Source organism: Selenomonas sp. oral taxon 126 (genome assembly GCF_001683335.1).
In the GTDB taxonomy this organism is placed as follows: Bacteria; Bacillota; Negativicutes; order Selenomonadales; family Selenomonadaceae; genus Centipeda.
In genome coordinates this window covers 370,831-388,715 of record NZ_CP016201.1, presented here as the reverse complement: position 1 = coordinate 388,715, position 17,885 = coordinate 370,831, and the positions used below count along the sequence as shown (strand labels likewise).

General features: G+C 58.9%; 16 protein-coding genes, 1 tRNA gene, 1 pseudogene and 1 riboswitch. Of the genes and pseudogenes, 14 read left to right on the top strand and 4 right to left on the bottom strand.

Going from position 1 to position 17,885, the window contains the following annotated elements; translation table 11 throughout:
• Positions 1-13: 13 nt before the first annotated feature.
• The 6 genes from AXF19_RS01670 to AXF19_RS01645 all read left to right on the top strand — a co-directional run bounded on the left by AXF19_RS01670 (position 14) and on the right by AXF19_RS01645 (position 4,202).
• Positions 14-445 carry a PTS sugar transporter subunit IIA gene (locus tag AXF19_RS01670; protein WP_066844188.1) on the top strand — a complete coding sequence of 144 codons (432 nt, stop codon included), beginning with the start codon at positions 14-16 and terminating at the stop codon, positions 443-445.
• A 99-nt stretch (positions 446-544) separates the two neighbouring features.
• Positions 545-620: transfer RNA gene (locus tag AXF19_RS01665), tRNA-Gln, on the top strand.
• Positions 621-904: 284 nt separating this feature from the next.
• On the top strand, positions 905-1,321 hold the full coding sequence (locus AXF19_RS01660) for a DUF4418 family protein (RefSeq protein WP_066844185.1): 417 nt from the start codon (positions 905-907) through the stop codon (positions 1,319-1,321).
• Entirely contained in the window at positions 1,318-2,523 is a 1,206-nt protein-coding gene (locus tag AXF19_RS01655) for an ABC transporter permease (protein ID WP_066844182.1), read from the top strand. Before AXF19_RS01660 ends, AXF19_RS01655 begins: the two co-directional genes overlap by 4 nt.
• Positions 2,520-3,203, top strand: a complete 684-nt coding sequence (locus AXF19_RS01650; RefSeq protein ID WP_172837345.1) for an ABC transporter ATP-binding protein — start codon at positions 2,520-2,522, stop codon at positions 3,201-3,203. Before AXF19_RS01655 ends, AXF19_RS01650 begins: the two co-directional genes overlap by 4 nt.
• A gap of 51 nt (positions 3,204-3,254) precedes the next feature.
• Positions 3,255-4,202 carry an Rpn family recombination-promoting nuclease/putative transposase gene (locus AXF19_RS01645; RefSeq protein WP_237141653.1) on the top strand — a complete coding sequence of 316 codons (948 nt, stop codon included), beginning with the start codon at positions 3,255-3,257 and terminating at the stop codon, positions 4,200-4,202.
• 57 nt (positions 4,203-4,259) lie between these two features.
• Here AXF19_RS01645 and AXF19_RS01640 read toward each other — a convergent pair whose 3' ends face one another.
• From AXF19_RS01640 to moaC, 4 genes are all read right to left on the bottom strand, one after another.
• A complete protein-coding gene (locus tag AXF19_RS01640; protein ID WP_066844172.1) occupies positions 4,260-5,306 on the bottom strand; it encodes a sulfate/molybdate ABC transporter ATP-binding protein in 1,047 nt (348 codons plus the stop codon).
• Entirely contained in the window at positions 5,306-5,974 is a 669-nt protein-coding gene (gene modB, locus AXF19_RS01635) for a molybdate ABC transporter permease subunit (protein WP_066844169.1), read from the bottom strand. Before modB ends, AXF19_RS01640 begins: the two co-directional genes overlap by 1 nt.
• Positions 5,974-6,777, bottom strand: coding sequence for a molybdate ABC transporter substrate-binding protein (gene modA, locus AXF19_RS01630; protein WP_066844162.1), 804 nt, complete (start codon positions 6,775-6,777; stop codon positions 5,974-5,976). The genes modB and modA overlap by 1 nt, the downstream gene beginning before the upstream one ends.
• A riboswitch (molybdenum cofactor riboswitch) is annotated at positions 6,769-6,901 on the bottom strand. It overlaps the preceding gene by 9 nt.
• A gap of 12 nt (positions 6,902-6,913) precedes the next feature.
• Positions 6,914-7,396 (bottom strand): cyclic pyranopterin monophosphate synthase MoaC, encoded by a 483-nt coding sequence (moaC, locus tag AXF19_RS01625; RefSeq protein WP_066844158.1) that lies wholly within the window; start codon positions 7,394-7,396, stop codon positions 6,914-6,916.
• Positions 7,397-7,700: 304 nt separating this feature from the next.
• On the opposite strand from moaC, the gene AXF19_RS01620 reads away from it, so the two are divergent.
• From AXF19_RS01620 to AXF19_RS14905, 8 genes and pseudogenes are all read left to right on the top strand, one after another.
• On the top strand, positions 7,701-8,729 hold the full coding sequence (locus tag AXF19_RS01620) for a molybdopterin-binding protein (protein WP_066844155.1): 1,029 nt from the start codon (positions 7,701-7,703) through the stop codon (positions 8,727-8,729).
• A 145-nt stretch (positions 8,730-8,874) separates the two neighbouring features.
• A complete protein-coding gene (locus tag AXF19_RS01615; RefSeq protein ID WP_066844152.1) occupies positions 8,875-10,080 on the top strand; it encodes a molybdopterin molybdotransferase MoeA in 1,206 nt (401 codons plus the stop codon).
• 237 nt (positions 10,081-10,317) lie between these two features.
• On the top strand, positions 10,318-11,313 hold the full coding sequence (gene moaA / locus AXF19_RS01610) for a GTP 3',8-cyclase MoaA (RefSeq protein ID WP_066844150.1): 996 nt from the start codon (positions 10,318-10,320) through the stop codon (positions 11,311-11,313).
• A 2-nt stretch (positions 11,314-11,315) separates the two neighbouring features.
• Entirely contained in the window at positions 11,316-12,239 is a 924-nt protein-coding gene (locus AXF19_RS01605; RefSeq protein ID WP_066844148.1) for an MOSC domain-containing protein, read from the top strand.
• Entirely contained in the window at positions 12,236-13,369 is a 1,134-nt protein-coding gene (gene mobB, locus AXF19_RS01600; protein ID WP_066844146.1) for a molybdopterin-guanine dinucleotide biosynthesis protein B, read from the top strand. The genes AXF19_RS01605 and mobB overlap by 4 nt, the downstream gene beginning before the upstream one ends.
• 12 nt (positions 13,370-13,381) lie before the next feature.
• The gene (locus AXF19_RS01595) at positions 13,382-14,179 is read left to right on the top strand and encodes a formate dehydrogenase accessory sulfurtransferase FdhD (RefSeq protein ID WP_066844144.1); all 798 of its coding nucleotides are present in this window, start codon (positions 13,382-13,384) and stop codon (positions 14,177-14,179) included.
• A 97-nt stretch (positions 14,180-14,276) separates the two neighbouring features.
• Positions 14,277-17,297, top strand: coding sequence for a formate dehydrogenase-N subunit alpha (gene fdnG, locus AXF19_RS01590; RefSeq protein WP_066844141.1), 3,021 nt, complete (start codon positions 14,277-14,279; stop codon positions 17,295-17,297).
• 90 nt (positions 17,298-17,387) lie between these two features.
• A pseudogene (locus AXF19_RS14905) lies at positions 17,388-17,885 on the top strand (formate dehydrogenase accessory protein FdhE); the annotation flags it as partial.

Here is a 17,885-nt window from a genome sequence, read left to right as displayed (position 1 = left end):
AGGGGTATGCAAGATGTTTGGAATCATTGTAGGAACGCATGGGATCTTTGCCGAGGAGATTGTCAAGTCCTGTGAGATGATCTGCGGTCCGCAGACGAATGTGCGCGCCGTGACGCTCGTGCCGGGTGAGGGACCCGACGACGTGGTACGAAAATACGAGGCAGCGATAAAGGAACTGGACTGCGCGGACGGCGTGCTCTTCCTCAACGACCTCTTCGGTGGCAGCCCGTATAACGCTGCGTGCCGTCTCGCGGCGAATAACGAGGCGTATGGCATCGTCACGGGCGTCAACCTCCCGATGCTCATCGAGATGGTCAGCGCACAGCTCATCGGCGGCTCGTATGACATCCTCGCACTCATGGAGCAGGCGGCGGAGGCGGGCAAGAACGGCATCCAGCCCTTCCACGCCTCGACCATGCAGGAGGAAGAGGACGACGATCTCTAAGAGGATCGTCACATTCTTCGGCGGCGGAGACGGGCGAAAAAACTTCTTGACAAGCGTCTGCATATCCGCTATAATTTCCCTTGTTGCTGAGAGCGACACAGGGGTATCGCCAAGTTGGTAAGGCACGGGATTCTGAATCCCGCATGCGTTGGTTCGAGTCCAGCTACCCCTGCCATTTGTAAATTCGGAGCCGCAGTGAATGTTGCGGCTTTTTTCTATGTGTAAAGGAAGCACTGATAAATTCAGCACCGCCATCTTAGCGCATCTTTTTTGCCCGCTTTTTGCCCTCGATCCTCCACAGAGCACCACTCTGCGTCCGGTTTGCCTCCTCAATCGGACGAAAAAATCTACGCCAATCTGAGGGTCTATTTTATCAGTGATTCCTAAAATATTTTTATTGAAAAACATTCTTAATTTTGCTACGATAATGGGACGATAAATCTCAAAGGAGTTGTTGCTATGGCTGCAAAAAAACGGCGGTTCGGCGTGATGGATGTGCTCCTCCTCGCGCTGAATCTCCTGTTCTTTGTCGGAATGCAGACCGTCTTCCTGCCGTGCGAGGCGCGGCCTGACGGCTCGTGGATGACCTGCCACTGGGCGGGGCAGGCGCTCACAGGGATTGCGGCGGTGCTCGTCGCAATTGCCGCACTGCATCTCGTGATACCGCGGGCTCAGGTGAAGATGGGGCTTGCACTTGCGATGATCCCGCTCTCCGTGCTGGCGTTCGTCCTGCCGGATCATCTCATTGATCTCTGCATGATGGAGACGATGCACTGCCATACGGTGATGGAGCCGGCAGTGACGGTGATCTCGCTGCTGAACGTGCTGCTCGCCGCTGCAGATATCTATGTGCAGGGAAGGGGGGAAGCGGAATGAGGTTCTCGCGTTTCCTTGCCATACGGAACTGCCGTCAGAATGGGACACGCTCGGTGACGCTCGCTGTGATTACGGCGATTCTCGCCCTCGTGATCTTTGGCGGCTCGGAACTGCTGCTCGGACTGCAGGGAGGTCTCGTGCGTTTTCAGCAGCGACTCGGCGCGGATGTGGTGGTGTTGCCGCAGGAGGCGGCGCAGACGGGAGCACTTGAGGGGGTGCTTGTACAGGGGGTACCTGCACATTTCTATATGGAGGCGCGCTATCTTGACGAGCTGCGCGGGATGCGCGGCGTCGCGCAGGCTGCACCGCAATTTTTCCTCGCGTCTGCGCATGCGGGCTGCTGCTCGGTGGCTGTGCAGATTATCGGATTCGACCCCGCGACGGATTTTACCATCCGTCCGTGGATGCAGGAGGCGGGGGCTGCGCAGATGGGCTACGGCGATATTCTCGTGGGCAGTGGGATCTCCGTTCCTGCGGACGCGATGCTGACATTTTACAATATGCCCTGCCGTGTCGTCGGGCGGCTGAGTCCGACGGGGACGGGGATGGATACCGCCGTCTACACGAATATGGAGACGATGCGCGCAATGATGGCGAATGCGGCGGCACTCGACTTTGACTATTTTAAGGACATTCCGCCGGACGCGGCGATCTCCGCTGTGATGATTCGGACGTCGGAGGGGTTCACGCCCGAGGGCGTGGCAGCGGCGATCAATGAGATGTACCCCGCACTTGCGGCGCGTCCTGCACATGGGATGGTGCATCATGTGGAGGAGGGACTTGGCGGCATTTTGGAGACGATCGGCGTGCTTGTCGGCGTCATCTGGCTGCTCGCCGTTCTGGTTCTCGGCTTTGCGTTTCATCTGTCTGCGCGCGAGCGGCGGCGCGAGTTCCTCGTGCTGCGGATTGCGGGCGCAACGCGCGCCTTTTTGGTGCGGATGATGCTCATGGAGGCAGCGCTCACTTCGGTGGCGGGCGGCGTGGCGGGCATTGCCGTCGGCATGCTTGTCATTCTCCCGTTTGCGGGGCTGATGAAGGCGGGGCTCATGCGTCCCTACCTCCTGCCTGACGGCGGCACGCTCGCCATGCTCGCCGCAGAGACGTTTTGCGCGGCGGTTCTGTCGGGGGCTCTTGCGGCTGCTTGGACGGCGGGGCGCGTGAGCGGCGCGCCGATGAGTGAGCTGCTGGGGGAGGAGAGATGATGGAACTTCGTGCGGAGAAGATCAGCCGTGACTTTCTGCGGTACAGCGCAAAGGACGGCTACTTCATGGCGGTTGCGGAGACAGATCTTACGCTCGCAGCGGGGACGCTCACGGCGGTAACGGGGCGCTCGGGCAGCGGCAAGAGTACGCTCCTCCACATCCTTGGGGGACTGCTTCCGCCTGTGACGGGGCGTGTGCTGCTGGGAGGGACGGATCTCTATGCGCTCGATGAGGACACGCGTGCGCAGCTGCGGGGCGTGCAGATCGGCATTGTCCCGCAGCAGCTGATGTCGCTTGCGAGCCTCACGGTGCGCGAGAACATCCTTCTGCCCGCGCTCCTTGCGGGTGCGGAGGAAAGGGTGCTGGCGCGTGCGGATGAGCTGATGGAGCGCCTCGATATCCGAAAACTTGGTGCGGTCACACCGGCAGAGCTCTCAGGCGGGGAGCTGCGCCGCGTGACGATTGCTCGTGCCCTCGTCATGCAGCCGCAGGTGCTCCTCGCAGATGAGCCGACGGGCGACCTCGACGATGAGAATACGCGCCTCGTCCTCTCCCTCCTGCGTGAGACAGCGGACGCGGGCACTGCCGTCCTCCTCGTGACGCACGAGCAGGAGGCACGGGACTACGCCGATGTCTCCTATACGATGGCGGCGGGGGTACTGACGTTCTTGCCGCAGTGAACACTTCCTTTTTTTGACGGACTATCATATAATAGGAATAAAGGAGGGATGATGATGAAACGATGTGACTGCAATCCGCTGAACGATTATTTGTTCAAGTTTATCTTTGGTCGGGAGGAGCGCAAACGCATTACGCTGAATTTTCTCAATGCGGTTCTGGATCTCGATGGGGAGGATGAGCTCTGCGATATTAACTTTGTTGATCGCGAGCTTGATCCGGTCTTTGAGGACGATAAACTCTCGCGGTTGGATCTCTTTGGTATTGCAAACGACGGTAGCCGTATCAACATCGAAGTTCAGCTTGTGAATTTACAGAATATGGAAAAGCGGACACTGTACTACTGGGCGAAGATGTATCAGTCACTTCACAGGGGCGATGCATACGAGGAACTCAACCGCGCGATTACGATCAATCTGCTTAATTTCTCGATGTTGCCGCAGAAGCAGACGCATACAATGTACGGGCTTTATGACCTTCAGAGCGGGCATCGTCTGACCGAGGATCTTGAAATCCACTTTATTGAGATTCCAAATTTTAAAGTGAAGTCGGTCAAAGAACTGAAGCGTCTTGAGCGGTGGATTGCATATTTTTCAACGAAGCTGAATGACGAGGAAACGGAGGCGTTGGCGATGAGCGAGACGGCAATCCGCGAGGCGATGGATGCGGAATATGTCTTTATGCAGGATGAAGTCGAGCGTTGGCAGTACGAGCAGCGCGAAAAGGCCATGCGTGACTATATCAGCGGTATGCGAGCATGGCGGAGAGAAGGGCTGAAGCAGGGCATTGCAGAAGGTATTCAGCAAGGCATTGAGCAAGGTATTCAGCAAGGCATTGCAGAAGGTATTCAGCAAGGTATTCAGCAAGGCATTGAGCAGACATCCCTGCAAAACATCAAAAGCCTCATGAAGAATATGAATCTCTCTGACGTACAGGCGATGGAAATTCTTCAAATTCCTGTATCCGAGCAAAAAAAATACAGCGATATACTGCACAGTTGATTGCATATGAAAAGCGCTCCCTCGCACTTTTGCACATGGGGGCGCTTTTTATGTTCGTCAGTCCCGAAGCAGCATCAGCTCCTCGACGGGAAAGCGGAAGTAGAGTGTGTCGCCGAGTCCCGCATCGAGCGGCAGCCACGTCGCTTTGGCAATTTCCCAGCGGATGGGAAGTCCTTCCTCGGCGAAGCGGAGCATGACAATGTAGGTGAAGGTGCTCTCGATGACCTCTGCAACGCGGGCGGGGAGCGCGCTTTCCGCGCCCTCCTCCGCGAGCGTCAGATAGTGAGCGCGGATGGCGATGTGCTGCACGTCCGTCTCGCTGTCTGCAACGCGGAGCGTGATGCCCCAGTCGGTCGCCTCTACATGGTCTGCATCGAGGCGGCGGGCGGCGGAGATGTTCTTGCAGCCCGTGAGCGTGGTCGCGGCACGCGTGCCCGGATTCCGAAAGAGTTCGTGTTTGTCCATCGGCGGCGTGAGCTGCCCGCGATCGACGGTCGCGATCTCGCGTGCGATGCGGAATGCCTCGTCGCGGTCGTGGGTGACGAGGATCGCCGCGATGTTCTGCATGGCGAGGATCTCGCGCAGGGCAATTTCGATCTGCCATTTCAGATGGGTGTCGAGTGCGGAGAGAGGTTCGTCGAGCAGCAGGATGTCCGCGCCGCGCGCAAGGATGCGCGCAAAGGCGACGCGCTGCTGCTGCCCGCCCGAGAGATTTGCGGGATAGGCGTTTTCCAGTCCCTCGAGCGAGAAGCGCGCGACGTTCTCCGCAAAGATGCGCTCCTTTTCCTCCTTTGAACCGTCCAAGGCAAAGATGATGTTCTCGCGCACAGTCATGTTCGGAAAGAGGGCGTAGTTCTGAAAAAGGTAGCCGACGCTGCGCGCCTGCGGCGGGAGGTTGATGCCCTTCTTGCTGTCAAAGAGCGTGCGCCCGTTGAGTACAATCTGCCCTCGGTCGGGGCGCTCAAGTCCTGCGATGCATTTGAGCGTCATGCTCTTGCCGCTGCCCGATGCACCGAGGAGCGCGAGGGTCGTGTCCCGCAGCGTGAACTGCGCCGCGAGCGTGAAGTCGCGCAGACGCTTTTCGATATTGACGATCAGTTCCATCAGCGCACCTCCCGTTTGAGGTACAGATTCATCGCACCGATGAAGAAGAGCGAGAACAGGGAGATGATGATCGCCCAGCGAAACGCGAGGTCGTAGTCATTCGCCTGCACTGCCGCGTAGATGGCGGTGGACATGGTCTGCGTGCGCCCGGGGATATTGCCCGCAAACATGATGGTCGCGCCGAACTCGCCGAGCGCACGGGCGAACGAGAGAACAAGCCCCGCGAGGATGCCGTGGCGTGCATTCGGCAGGATGATGCGCCAGAAGATGCGCCAGTTGCTCACGCTGAGGGTCTGCGCCGCATGAATCATATTGCGGTCGATTGCCTCAAACGCGCCGCGCGCCGTGCGGTACATGAGCGGGAGGCTCACGATGACCGCCGCGATGACCGCCGCACGCCAGGTAAAGACGAGCGGCAGGTCGATTGACAGGAGGAAACTCCCGATGGTACTGCGCTTTCCGAGAAAGAGCAGGAGGAAGAATCCGACGACGGTCGGCGGCAGGACGAGCGGCAGGGTAATCACGGCATCGGCAATCGTGCCCGCGAGGCGGCTGCGGATTTGCAGGACACCGTATGCGAGCGCAATGCCGACAAAGAAGGTGATCACCGTTGCAAGACCCGCGACCTCAAGTGAGATGATGAGCGGGGATAGCGTTTCGTCCGTCATTATTTCACTTTGAAGCCGTATTTCTCAAAGACCTTCTTTGCTGCGTCGGTCTGAAGGAAGGCGAGGAAATCCTTTGCCTCCTTCATGTTCTTCGCGTCTTTGAGGACGGCGGCGGGGTAGACGATGGGCTTATGCGTATCGGCAGGGGCGACGGCAGTGACCTTCACCTTGTCTGAGATCGCGGCATCGGTCGCGTAGACAACGCCGCAGTCCGCATCGCCGGACTCGACCCATGCGAGCACCTGACGGACATCGGAACCGTAGACGGCGCGTGCCTTCACCTCGTCGAGGATGCCGAGCTTCGTGAAGACCTCCTCGCTGTACTGTCCGACGGGCACACCCTTCGGCTCACCGAGCGCGATGTGTGCGACTGCGGGATCAAGCACCGCCTTGAAGTCGGGGAGGTTCAGCGTGCTGTCCTTCGCCGTAATCAGAACCACGTCGTTGATAAGGAGGTCGACGCGCGTGCCGTCCGCGAGGAGCTTCTTCTCGTCGAGCGCATTCATCTGCTTCTGCGCAGCTGAGACGAAGACATCGGCGGCGCCGCCGTTCTCGATCGCCTGCTGGAGGGCGCCGCTGCTGCCGAAGTTGAAGACGAGCTTCGTATTCCCGTGCTCCTTCTCGTACATCGCGCCGAGTTCCTTCATCGCGTCCGTGAGGCTCGCCGCTGCAGAGACCTGCAGCTCGACCGGGCCTTCCTTCGGCGTGTCCATCTTGTTCGCACTGTCGCCGCCGCCGATGCAGCCCCCGGTGAGCAGTGCCATTGCAGCCACAGCTGCCGTCAACATCTGTTTGATTTTCATTGTTTTGCTCCTTTACAAAATAGATAGGTATGCGCGTTTCCACACATACCCTGTGACGAAATCCGTCAGGCAAGGTGTCGTAGGTTTCCCCTTAGACGATCCTTGCTCGGAGTTGGTTGAGGGAAATCCCCCATCCTTAGCGGACAAATGTGCCGCTCTTCCCGCCGGACTTGCGCTCAAGGCGGATATCGCCGATCTCCATGCGCTTGTCGATTGCCTTGCACATATCGTAGATCGTGAGCAGCGCCGTACTCACAGCGTGCAGTGCCTCCATCTCGACGCCTGTCTCGCCCGTGACTTTGACGGTCGCGGTCGCATGTACGGCGTGTCGTGGAATTTCTTCGAGCGCAAAGTCGAGCGTGCATTTGGCGAGCGGCAGCAGGTGACAGAGCGGTATCATATCCGATGTCCGCTTTGCCGCCATGATGCCTGCAATGCGTGCAACGCCAAGCACATCGCCCTTTGCCGCCGTACCGCCCGCGATGGCGTTAAAAACCTGCTCGCTCACGTAGATGCGTCCGCTTGCAATCGCCTCGCGATGCGTCTTGTCCTTGCCGCTCACGTCCACCATGACGGCTGCACCGCCCTCGTCGAAATGCGTCAGTCCCATATTCGGCATCTTCTTTCCTCCTTTCCATCCGAATGATTTAATCATAGCGTAACTTGCATTGAAAATCAATCGTTTCCCCGCATTCTTCTTTCGTGAAAAAAGGGGGACAAAGGGGGCAAAAACATTTCTCATTTACGAAAAATCATAGAGAAAATTTATTTTATGTGCTATAATCAATAAGAAGAATGTATAAATGAGAATGGTTTTTAGGAAGAGATTAGTTTTGTCTGAAACCATTCGGATTGATCAATATTGTGTATTGTATACAGCGCGTTTGTCGAAATGCGCATACCGACGAAGCTGGGAGAGAACGATGCAGGAGGTTCGCGTTCAGGATGCGGTAGGGATGATACTCTGCCACGATATTACGGAGATTGTGCGTGGGGAGCGCAAGGGTGCGCGGTTTCGCAAGGGCGATGTGATTCGCGCGGAGGATGTGCCCGTACTGCTCAGGATTGGCAAGGAGCATATCTACGTCTGGGAGGACGACGAGAATATGCTGCACGAGAACGATGCGGCGGCGATTCTGCGTGACCTCTGCCAGAGTGCGTACATGACGGCGAGTGAGCCGAAGGAAGGCAAGATCGAGCTGACATCGACGGTCGCGGGCGTGTTCGAGGTCAATGAAGACGCACTCGATGCGGTGAATGAGATCGACGATGTGATGATTGCGACGATTGCGCAGCATTTCCCCGTAAAAGCGGGCACAAAGCTCGCGGGGATGCGTGTGATTCCGCTCGTCATCGCAAAGGATATTATGGAAAAGGTGCGGGAGACGGCGGGAACGGAGCCGCTGCTGCGCGTGCTGCCCTACCGCGCGATGAAGGTCGGCGTTGTGACAACGGGCTCGGAGGTCTTTCACGGGCGGATCAAGGACACGTTTACGCCGGTCATCGACAGCAAGCTGCGGGCATTTGGGCTGCGGGTGGATGAGCACCGCCTTTCGGACGACGGGACGGAGCACACGCGCGCGGCGATTGAGGAGCTGCTTGACCTCGGCATGGATATGGTGCTCTGCACGGGCGGCATGAGCGTCGACCCCGATGACCGCACGCCCGCCGCGATCAAGGCGACGGGGGCGCGTGTCGTGACGTACGGTGCGCCTGTGCTGCCGGGCGCGATGTTCATGCTTGCGTACTATGAAAAAGACGGGCGCCAGGTGCCGATCATGGGGCTGCCGGGCTGCGTCATGTACGCGCCCGCGACGATCTTCGACATCATTCTGCCGCGCGTCGTTGCGGGCAGCGAGTGGACGCGGCGCGAGATTCGCCATCTCGGGATTGGCGGACTCTGCATGGAGTGCAAGGTGTGCCACTATCCCGTGTGTCCGTTTGGAAAATAAGTGGCGGGGCGGCGAATTTTACAACATACGTGATGAATCTGTGACATTTGACACAGACATAGACGATAGATATTTTGTATAAAGGATTTGCCAAATTTATCAGTGCACTCGAAAGATATACGCATGAAAATTGCAGGAGGGGAATATGCAGGACATCGAACTCGAGCAGGCAATAGAGGTACTGCTTGCGCATACGGCGCGGGTCGCTGAGACGGAGCGCATTCCCCTGATCGACGCACTGGGGCGTGTCGCGGCAGAGGAGGTGCGTGCGGGCTTTGACAACCCGCCGTTTGACCGCTCGCCGCTCGACGGCTATACATTTGCAGCGGCGAGCACGCGCGATGCCTCGGCGGAGCATCCCGTTACGCTGCGTCTTGTCGGTGAGGAATGCGCGGGCGAGTTCTTCACGGGCACGGTCGGTGCAGGTGAATGCGTCCGCATCATGACGGGCGGTGCGATTCCGAAGGGTTGCGACTGTGTGGTGCGGCAGGAGGATGTGCGCGAGGACGGGGACACGATCTGCGTTCCGTTTACGTCCGAGCCGTATGAGAACTACTGCTATGCGGGCGAGGATATCAAGAAGGGAACCGTGCTGCTGCGACAGGGACAGATGATCCGCGCGGCGCAGATCGGCGTCCTTGCGAGTGAGGGCTATGGCACGGTTCAGGTCTATCGGCGCGTGCGCGTTGCCGTGGCAAGCACGGGGGATGAACTCCTGCAGCCCGGCGAGCCGCTGCGCCCCGGCAAGATCTACAACAGTAATCTCTATCTCCTCGCGGGACGGTTGAAGGAGCTCGGCGCGGAGGTCACGGTACTCGGGTCTGTGCCCGATGATATTGACAAAGCGGCAGAGGTCATCGCCTCTTATGCGGATGTGGTGGATGTGTTCCTGACCTCGGGCGGTGTGTCCGTGGGCAAGAAGGACATCATGCACGGTGTTGTGCCTGCGCTTGGCGCAGAGCGTCTCTTCTGGCGCGTCTGCATGAAACCGGGGGCACCGGCGATTGCCTATACGCGGGGGAAGATGCTCGGCATCGCACTCTCGGGGAATCCGTTTGCGGCGTTTGCGACGTTCGAGCTGATGGCAAAGCCCGCACTGTTGCGGCTTGCGGGACAGACGGATGTGCTGCCTGTGCGGCGGCGCGCCGTGCTCGCCGATGCATTCCCGAAGGACTGCCCCGGACGGCGTTTCCTGCGTGCGCGCATGGAGGCGGACGGACGCGTCTCGCTGCCCGATCAGCACGAGTCCGGCTCACTCTTTTCGGCGGCGGGCTGCGACGCGTTCGTGGATGTGCCGGCGGGAACGAAGCCGCTGGCGGCAGGGACAGAGGTAGAGGTTGTGATTCTCTGATGACTTCCCACGCGAAAGCTTAGGGAATCGCTGATAAAATGAAGTCCGTCAGATTGGCACAGATTTTTTTGTCCTGTCAAGGAGACAAACCGGACGCATAGCAAGAGCTATGTGGAGGATTTGTCGACACAGAGAGGGCGAAAAAGATGCGCCAAGATGCCGGTGCTGAATTTATCAGTGCTTCCTTAGTTACGCAAACATATTTTGATAGAGGATTATAGATAGAAGAAGGCAATTATGCAGGATCAGTTTCAGCGGAAAATTGAATATCTGCGCATTTCGGTGACGGACTGCTGCAATCTCCGCTGCCGCTACTGTATGCCCGCACATGGGGTGAAGAAGCTGCGGCACGCGGATGTCCTCTCCTATGAGGAGATCCTGCGCGATGTGCAGGCGCTTGCCGCGATGGGCATACGCAAGGTGCGCCTGACGGGCGGCGAGCCGCTCGTGCGCCGCGACATTGTGCATCTCGTGCGCGGGCTGAAGGCGACGCACGGGATTGAGACAGTTGCCATCACAACGAACGGTGTTCTGCTCGGCGCGATGCTCGATGAGCTCGTGGATGCAGGGCTTGACGCCGTGAACCTCAGCCTCGACACCCTCGACGGCGGCAAGTTCTTCTCCATCACGCGGCGCCCGCTCTTCGGCGCAGTCATGGAGACGCTTGACCGGCTGACGCGCGAAACGCGCCTTGATGTCAAGATGAACTGTGTGCCGATTGCGGGCGTGAACGACGATGAGATCACGGCGCTTGCGGCGATTGCGCGCGATTACCCGATCAAGATGCGCTTTATCGAGCTCATGCCGATCGGCTGTGCACGCACGGAGGGCTATCGCGGCGTGCCGATGGACGAGGTGCGCGCGCGGCTGAAAGATGCATTCGGTGCACTGCTGCCCGTGGGCGAGGTTTATCGTGGGGGCGCAGTTCCGACGGGACCTGCTGCCTATGTGCGGCCTGCGGGGTTTGCGGGCGCGCTCGGCTTCATCGACGCGATGGATCATAAATTCTGCGATACGTGCAACCGCGTGCGCTTGACGGCAGAGGGCTTTTTGAAACTCTGCCTCTACAGCAGTGCGGGACTGGATACGCGTGCACTCCTGCGCGGTGGAGCGACGGATGTACAGCTGGCGGATGCAATCGCACATGCGGTCTGGAAAAAGCCAGAGGAACATTATTTCGAGATGGACACGGAGACGCGCGATCGGCGCGCAATGTATCAGGTGGGAGGTTGATTATGGGAGAGATCCGAGCGCTCTGCATCAGCGAGAAGCGCGGGACGCAGAAACACGCGATGGACCGCGTTTTCTTCATGACGGAGTACGGCATTGACGGCGACGCCCATGCGGGCGATTGGCATCGTCAGGTGAGCCTCCTCGGTCTCGGTGAGATCGACGACTTCCGCGCGCGCGGCGCCGATGTCGACTTCGGCGCATTCGGTGAGAACGTCGTTGCAGAGGGGTTCCGCTTCAAGGAACTGCCCATCGGGACGCGTCTGCGCGTCGGGGATGTCTTCCTCGAGATCACGCAGATCGGCAAGGAGTGCCATAGCCACTGCCAGATCTATCATCAGGTCGGCGACTGCATCATGCCGCGCGAGGGCGTCTTTGCACGTGTTCTGCACGGCGGCTGGGTGACGGTTGGCGACAAAATGGAGATCACGACTGAGAAGATTCCGCTCGATGCCGCCGTCATCACGGCGAGCGACAAGGGCGCGCGCGGCGAGCGCGAGGACAAAAGCGGTGCGGCTATCCGTGAGATGCTGACGGAGGCGGGCTACCATGTCGCGGGTTTCAACATCGTCCCCGACGAGATGGAGGTACTGAAACGCGAGATGACGCTCTGGGCGGAGCGCGGCGTGGGGCTGATCGTCACGACGGGCGGCACGGGCTTCTCCGTGCGCGATGTGACCCCCGAGGCGACCCGTGCAGTCATCGAGCGTGAGACGCCGGGCATTCCCGAGGCAATGCGTGCCCTCTCCATGCAGGTGACGCCGCGCGCTATGCTGACGCGTGCGGCGGCGGGCATTCGGAAACGCTCGCTGATTGTCAATCTGCCGGGCAGTGAGAAGGCGGTGCGCGAGTGCCTGAGCTTCATCCTCCCGCAGCTGCAGCACGGCATTGAGATCCTGCGCGGCGACACAGGCGAGTGCGCGCGATGAACATCTCCGATCTGACCCTCATCGTTGCGGCGGGCGGCAAGAGCTCGCGCATGGGACGGGATAAGCGATTCCTGCCCATGGACGGGGAACCGCTGCTCGCGCGTACCCTGCGTAAGAGCCGCGCGGCAGGATTCCGCGCCATCGTGCTTGCCGCAGAGGGGGTGCGCAGCGATCTCAGCGCACTCGCGGAGGAGTTCGGCGCAACCCTCGTCACGGATGAGCAGCCCGCACAGGGACCTGCAGCGGCGATTGCAGCAGGCCTTGCGGCGGCAGAGACGGAGTGGTCGCTCGTCCTCTCGGGCGATATGCCCTTTTATGACTTTGAACTCGTGCGTGCACTCCTTTCGGCGGCAGAGGGCGATACGCAGGTTGTTCTACCAACACTCAGTGGGTATTGGCAGCCGCTTGCGGCACTCTACCGACGGGATGCGGGCGCCGTATTTGCAGCAGCAATCGCACGCGGTGACCGCAAGCTCGGCATCATCCTACGAGAGTTAGCCGTGCAGGAATTGGCACTGACGGTGGACGCGGGACTCTTCTTCAACGTGAACACGCCCGCCGCCTATCGGCTTGCGCTCGGGCGGCTTGCGAACGAGCAGCGCCGGCGCCCCATCCTCTCCGTCGCCGCACCCGCCTCGGGTACGGGCAAGACGACGTTTATTGAGCGGCTGATTCCGTTGCTGCGGGAGCGCGGCGTTGCGGTTGCCGTTATCAAGAGCGACAGCCACGGCTTCGACCTCGACACGGAGGGCAAGGATTCGGCGCGCTTCTCGGCGGCGGGCGCAGAGGCGGTCGCGGTCAGCTCCCCCCACGGATATTTTATCCTGCAAAAAACAAAGTCTCGGAAGGATTTTCAGAATCTTATCGCGAAAATAGACTCTAATAGCGTGAATCTATATATCACCGAGAGCCGATCACACGGCGTTCTGCCGACCCTCATGTTGGATCGCGGTGTGGGGACACCCGAGATTGACGAGCGCGTTGTTGCCCACTTCGTAAAAGACCCTGCGCGCGCGGCGGATGTGCTGACTGCCGATCTCGACGATATGGACACTGCTGTGCGGCTTGCGCTCTTCCTCATGGGACGCCCGCTCTACGGCGCAGACGGTGCGATGTTTTTGACGATGTAAGAAAGCAGCACAATGGAAATTCAGCGTAGCGACTTTATGGATGTTCCCGTGATCCGCTATGTATCGGAGGAAAATGCCTTTGTCCCGGATCATAAATATACGTCCGAGGAGGTCTACTTCGACATCGACCTCAACGGCGAAAACTTTACAACGGCATTCTGCTCGCCCGTGGATTTCGAGGATCTCATCGTCGGCATGCTCGCCCAGATGGGGCGCATCCGCACGTACGATGACATCACGGAGCTGACCGTGGACGCGGAACATCTCTCCGCTGTGGTCAGAACGACCCCCGACGCACAGGCGTGGGCAGAGGAGGCCGTCAAGACCCCCCGCTATTTCTCGGCACGCCGCATTCTGAAGCTGCACCCCGAGGAGATCTTCGAGCGACCGCGCACTGAGCGCTTTCGCGCAGCGGATATTCTTGCGACGGCGGACGAGCTGCTCGCAGGTCTCTCGAAAACCCATGATCGCACGAACGGCGTCCACAGCGGCGTCCTCTTCGATCAAGCAAATGCGAAAATTCTTGTCTACCGCGAGGATGTCGGCCGTCATAATGTCTTTGACAAGCTCTATGGCTGGGCGCTCAAGAGTCGCGTGGAGATTAGCGATAAAATCATCATCTTCAGCGGACGCTGCTCCTCGGAGATGATGCTCAAACTCGGGCGTATGGGCATCGGGGCGGTTGCGGCGAAGTCCGTGCCGACGACGCTCTCGCTCAACATCGCGCAGAGGCTTGGCATCACCCTCTGCGCGCGCATGGCTCCCGGTTCGTTCTGTGTATACGCGAATCCGGAGCGCATTGTACTTTAGGTGAAAACAGGGGAGCTCCCCGTTTTTCATAGATATGTTAATTAAGGTTTAGGAGAGCCTGTCGGCGGATTTCCGCCGACATGAAAGGAGAATCACGATGAACCTTAGCAGACGTGACTTTTTGAAAGCCACCGGGCTAAGCGGCGTCGGGCTGGCACTTGCAAGTCTGGGACTCGACGTCGGCAAAGTCGAGGCAGCAGCGAAAGAGTACAAGCTGACGGGCGGTCGCGAATTTACCTCCGTCTGCCACTTCTGCGGCTGCGGCTGCGGCACGATCGGCTATGTCAAGGACGGCAAGCTGATCAACCTCGAAGGTGCGGCGGATGCCCCCGTCAATCGCGGAGGCCTCTGCCCGAAGGGAATCGGCTACGGGCACATTCCGAATGCGGAACTCCGCCCGAAATGCCCGATGTATCGTGCGCCCGGCAGCGATCACTGGGAGGAGATCAGCTGGGAGGAGGCCATCGACCGCTCTGCACGTGCTATGAAGAAGGCACGTGACGAGAACTGGGTCGGTCAGGACGAGGCGAACGGCTACAAATTCATGAGCAACCGCACGGATGCCATCGGATTTGTCGGCGGCTCGCAGGTCAATAACGAAGAGTGCTACCAGCTGATCAAGATGGCGCGTGCACTCGGTGTTGTCTTCATTGACAACCAGACGCGTGTCTGCCATGCGACGACACCGCCGGCACTCAATGCGGCGTTCGGGCGCGGCGCAATGACAGGCTCGTGGTACAACCTCAAGCACGCGAAGATGATCTGGATCGAAGGCTCCAATATGGCGGAGTGTCATCCGATGGCGATGAAGAACGTCATGGAGGCAAAGGACAACGGTGCCATCATCGTTCATGTCGACGTGCGCTATACCCGCACCTCGCGCGTTGCAGACCATTTCTTCCAGCTGCGTCCCGGCACAGATATCGCATTTCTCGGAGCACTTATCAATTATATTATTCAGAACAAAAAATACGATGCTGACTATCTGCGCCGCAACACGAACGCCTTCTGCCTCCTGCGCGATGACTACGACTTCGACGCGGGCATCTTCTCAGGCTACGACGAGAAGACGCGTACCTACAACAAGGAGTCGTGGGGCTACAAGCTGGATGCAAACGGCAAGCCCATCAAGGCGCTTACAATGGCGACTGAGGGCACGGTCATGGATCACCTCGCGAAGCACTTCTCGCGCTACACGTTCGAGAAGGCCTCGGCGATTACGGGGATGCCTGTGGCGGACATCAAGAAGGCGGCAGAGCTCTTCTCGACGATCACGCCGACCGTCATGATGTATGCACTCGGTATGACGCAGCACACGATCGGCGTGGAGAATATCCGCTGCTTCACGATCATTCAGCTGCTCATGGGCAACATCGGTGTCTCGGGCGGCGGCATTGACGCAATGCGCGGACAGCCGAACGTGCAGTCCTCGACGGACTACGGCATTATGTTCCAGTATTATCCCGCATACCTCTCTTATCCGACGCATGTGGATGATACGCTTGCGAAGTGGACGCATCACAACGGTACGTTCCGCGCAAAGTTCCTGAAGAACCTGCTCAAGGCATGGTTCGGAGATGCCGCAAACGCCTCGAACGATTACATGTTTAATGCGCTGCCGATCCGCAACGGCACGCACAACGACTCCATGTATATCATGTTTGAAAAGGCGATGGCAGGCATTGTCAAGTGCATCTATGTCTGCGGACAGAACCCGCAGATGACGAATGCAAACCTCACAATCGTCAACAAGGGGCTTAAAAATCTCGACACACTCATCGTACAGGATGTCTTCGTCAACGAAACGGCGGGATTTTGGGAGCGTCCGGGCGACAATCCGGCGGACATCAAGACCGAGGTCATCTTCCTGCCGGCGGGGTCCTACCTCGAGCGCTGCGGCTCGATGACGAACTCTATGCGCATGCTTCAGTGGCGCATGAAGGGGCCTGATCCGACGAACGACTCGCGTCCCGACTACTGGATCTGCGACAAGCTCTGGAAGCGCATCGTCTCGCTCTACAAGGACTCCACGGATCCGAAGGACAACACGATCAAGCTACTCACATGGAACTACGGTGATCCCGAGGCAAACGGAGAGGCATACGTCGAGAACATCATGAAGGAGTGCAACGGCTACGACCTGACCGACGGACACCTCCTGCGCGGCATCCGCGAGATCCGCGACGACGGCACGACGATGGCTGGTATGTGGATCTTTACGGGCGTGTTCGGTGACGGTGTCAATATGACAAAGCGGCGCGGACAAGAAGATCGCGGCGGTATGGGCATCTATCCGAACTACGCGTGGGTCTGGCCCGACAACATTCATATGCTTTACAACCGTGCGTCCTGCGACGAGAACGGCAAGCCCGTGCGCCCCGGACAGAAGCTCGTCTGGTGGGATGAGGAGAAGGGGATGTGGGACGGCTACGACGTTCCCGACGTTGCCGACCGCACGCAGGGACCGAATACGCCCGGCGGGCAGAAGCCGTTCCGCATGAACGCCGAGGGCTTTGCACGTCTCTTTGCCGCAGAGCACAGCGATGTGGAAAACGGTGAGACGCGCGATCATTCCTATGTACCCGTGGATGGTCCCATGCCCGAGTTCTATGAGCCGGTCGAAAGCCCGACGAAGAACATGATGAACGAGGGGCAGAAGACCGAGTTCAATCCCTGCGTCATCTACCCGCGTATTCCGGAACTGCAGAAGATCGGAACGCCGGACGAATATCCGTATGTCCTCTGCTCCTCGAGTCTGACGGAGCACTGGTGCTCGGGAACGATCACGCGCAACATCCCGTACCTCAACGAGCTGGTCAAGGAGCCGTTCGTCGAGATCTCAGAGCAGCTTGCGACCAAGCTCGGCATTCGCGGCGGCGACCGTGTCCGCGTCAGCACGACGCGCTCGGCAATCGAGGTCAAGGCAATGGTCACGAAGCGCGCACAGCCCCTGATGGTCAACGGGAAAGAGACACATATGATCTGGATGCCCTACAACTGGGGCTTCAAGGGACTCTCGAAGGGACCCTCGACAAACTACCTCACCATCGACGCGCTCGATCCGAACGTGCAGGAGCAGGAGTTCAAGGCCTGCCTTGCGAACGTCGAAAGGGTCTGACTTTCCCTGCGGGCGTGTACCGCATGGAGCATGACCGCATGAATACATCAATGAAAGAGTAACGTCTGAAAAGACGGGGAGACCCCTTTTATGAAAGCTAAGAAAATTGATCCGATGAAGAGCTTCCTTAAGAAGTATCCGTTTCTGAAGGAAAGCGAGCGGATCTATCATTTCGTTGATGAGGCGATCGGCACGCCGGAGACCATCCAGCTGCCCGAACGCGCCGTCCATAAGACGATGACGGAGAAGCTGCCCATCCTGCAGCAGGAGACCTATCACCGCCGCATGGTGCGTGCGGTCTACCTTATGCAGGAGGCAGTGTTCACCAACATCGCGGAGGCGGATGTTCCGCCACTCATGCAGGAATCGGCACGCGAGTATCTCGCCGCGCTGAAATCCATGCGCAAGGGAGAGAAGGAACAGCTCATCACGGAAGTTCTCACGCAGGACAAGGCCGCATTTGCCGCAACCTGCGAAGCACATGCGCTGAACGAGGGCTTTATCCGCAGTACGATCTGGCGTATCATCGCACATCTCACGCCGCCCGCGCTCAAAGAGCCGGAGACGTGGGCCCCTGACGCAGACCGA

Bases quoted from the DNA above. Each gene is read 5' to 3' on its own strand.
- AXF19_RS01660 (WP_066844185.1), top strand. From the start codon at position 905: ATGGCTGCAAAAAAACGGCGGTTCGGCGTGATGGATGTGCTCCTCCTC.
- fdnG (WP_066844141.1), top strand. From the start codon at position 14,277: ATGAACCTTAGCAGACGTGACTTTTTGAAAGCCACCGGGCTAAGCGGC.
- AXF19_RS01640 (WP_066844172.1), bottom strand. From the start codon at position 5,306: ATGGAACTGATCGTCAATATCGAAAAGCGTCTGCGCGACTTCACGCTC.
- modB (WP_066844169.1), bottom strand. From the start codon at position 5,974: ATGACGGACGAAACGCTATCCCCGCTCATCATCTCACTTGAGGTCGCG.
- AXF19_RS01670 (WP_066844188.1), top strand. From the start codon at position 14: ATGTTTGGAATCATTGTAGGAACGCATGGGATCTTTGCCGAGGAGATT.
- moaC (WP_066844158.1), bottom strand. From the start codon at position 7,396: ATGCCGAATATGGGACTGACGCATTTCGACGAGGGCGGTGCAGCCGTC.
- AXF19_RS01650 (WP_172837345.1), top strand. From the start codon at position 2,520: ATGATGGAACTTCGTGCGGAGAAGATCAGCCGTGACTTTCTGCGGTAC.
- AXF19_RS01620 (WP_066844155.1), top strand. From the start codon at position 7,701: ATGCAGGAGGTTCGCGTTCAGGATGCGGTAGGGATGATACTCTGCCAC.
- modA (WP_066844162.1), bottom strand. From the start codon at position 6,777: ATGAAAATCAAACAGATGTTGACGGCAGCTGTGGCTGCAATGGCACTG.
- AXF19_RS01645 (WP_237141653.1), top strand. From the start codon at position 3,255: ATGATGAAACGATGTGACTGCAATCCGCTGAACGATTATTTGTTCAAG.
- moaA (WP_066844150.1), top strand. From the start codon at position 10,318: ATGCAGGATCAGTTTCAGCGGAAAATTGAATATCTGCGCATTTCGGTG.
- AXF19_RS01605 (WP_066844148.1), top strand. From the start codon at position 11,316: ATGGGAGAGATCCGAGCGCTCTGCATCAGCGAGAAGCGCGGGACGCAG.
- mobB (WP_066844146.1), top strand. From the start codon at position 12,236: ATGAACATCTCCGATCTGACCCTCATCGTTGCGGCGGGCGGCAAGAGC.
- AXF19_RS01615 (WP_066844152.1), top strand. From the start codon at position 8,875: ATGCAGGACATCGAACTCGAGCAGGCAATAGAGGTACTGCTTGCGCAT.
- AXF19_RS01595 (WP_066844144.1), top strand. From the start codon at position 13,382: ATGGAAATTCAGCGTAGCGACTTTATGGATGTTCCCGTGATCCGCTAT.
- AXF19_RS01655 (WP_066844182.1), top strand. From the start codon at position 1,318: ATGAGGTTCTCGCGTTTCCTTGCCATACGGAACTGCCGTCAGAATGGG.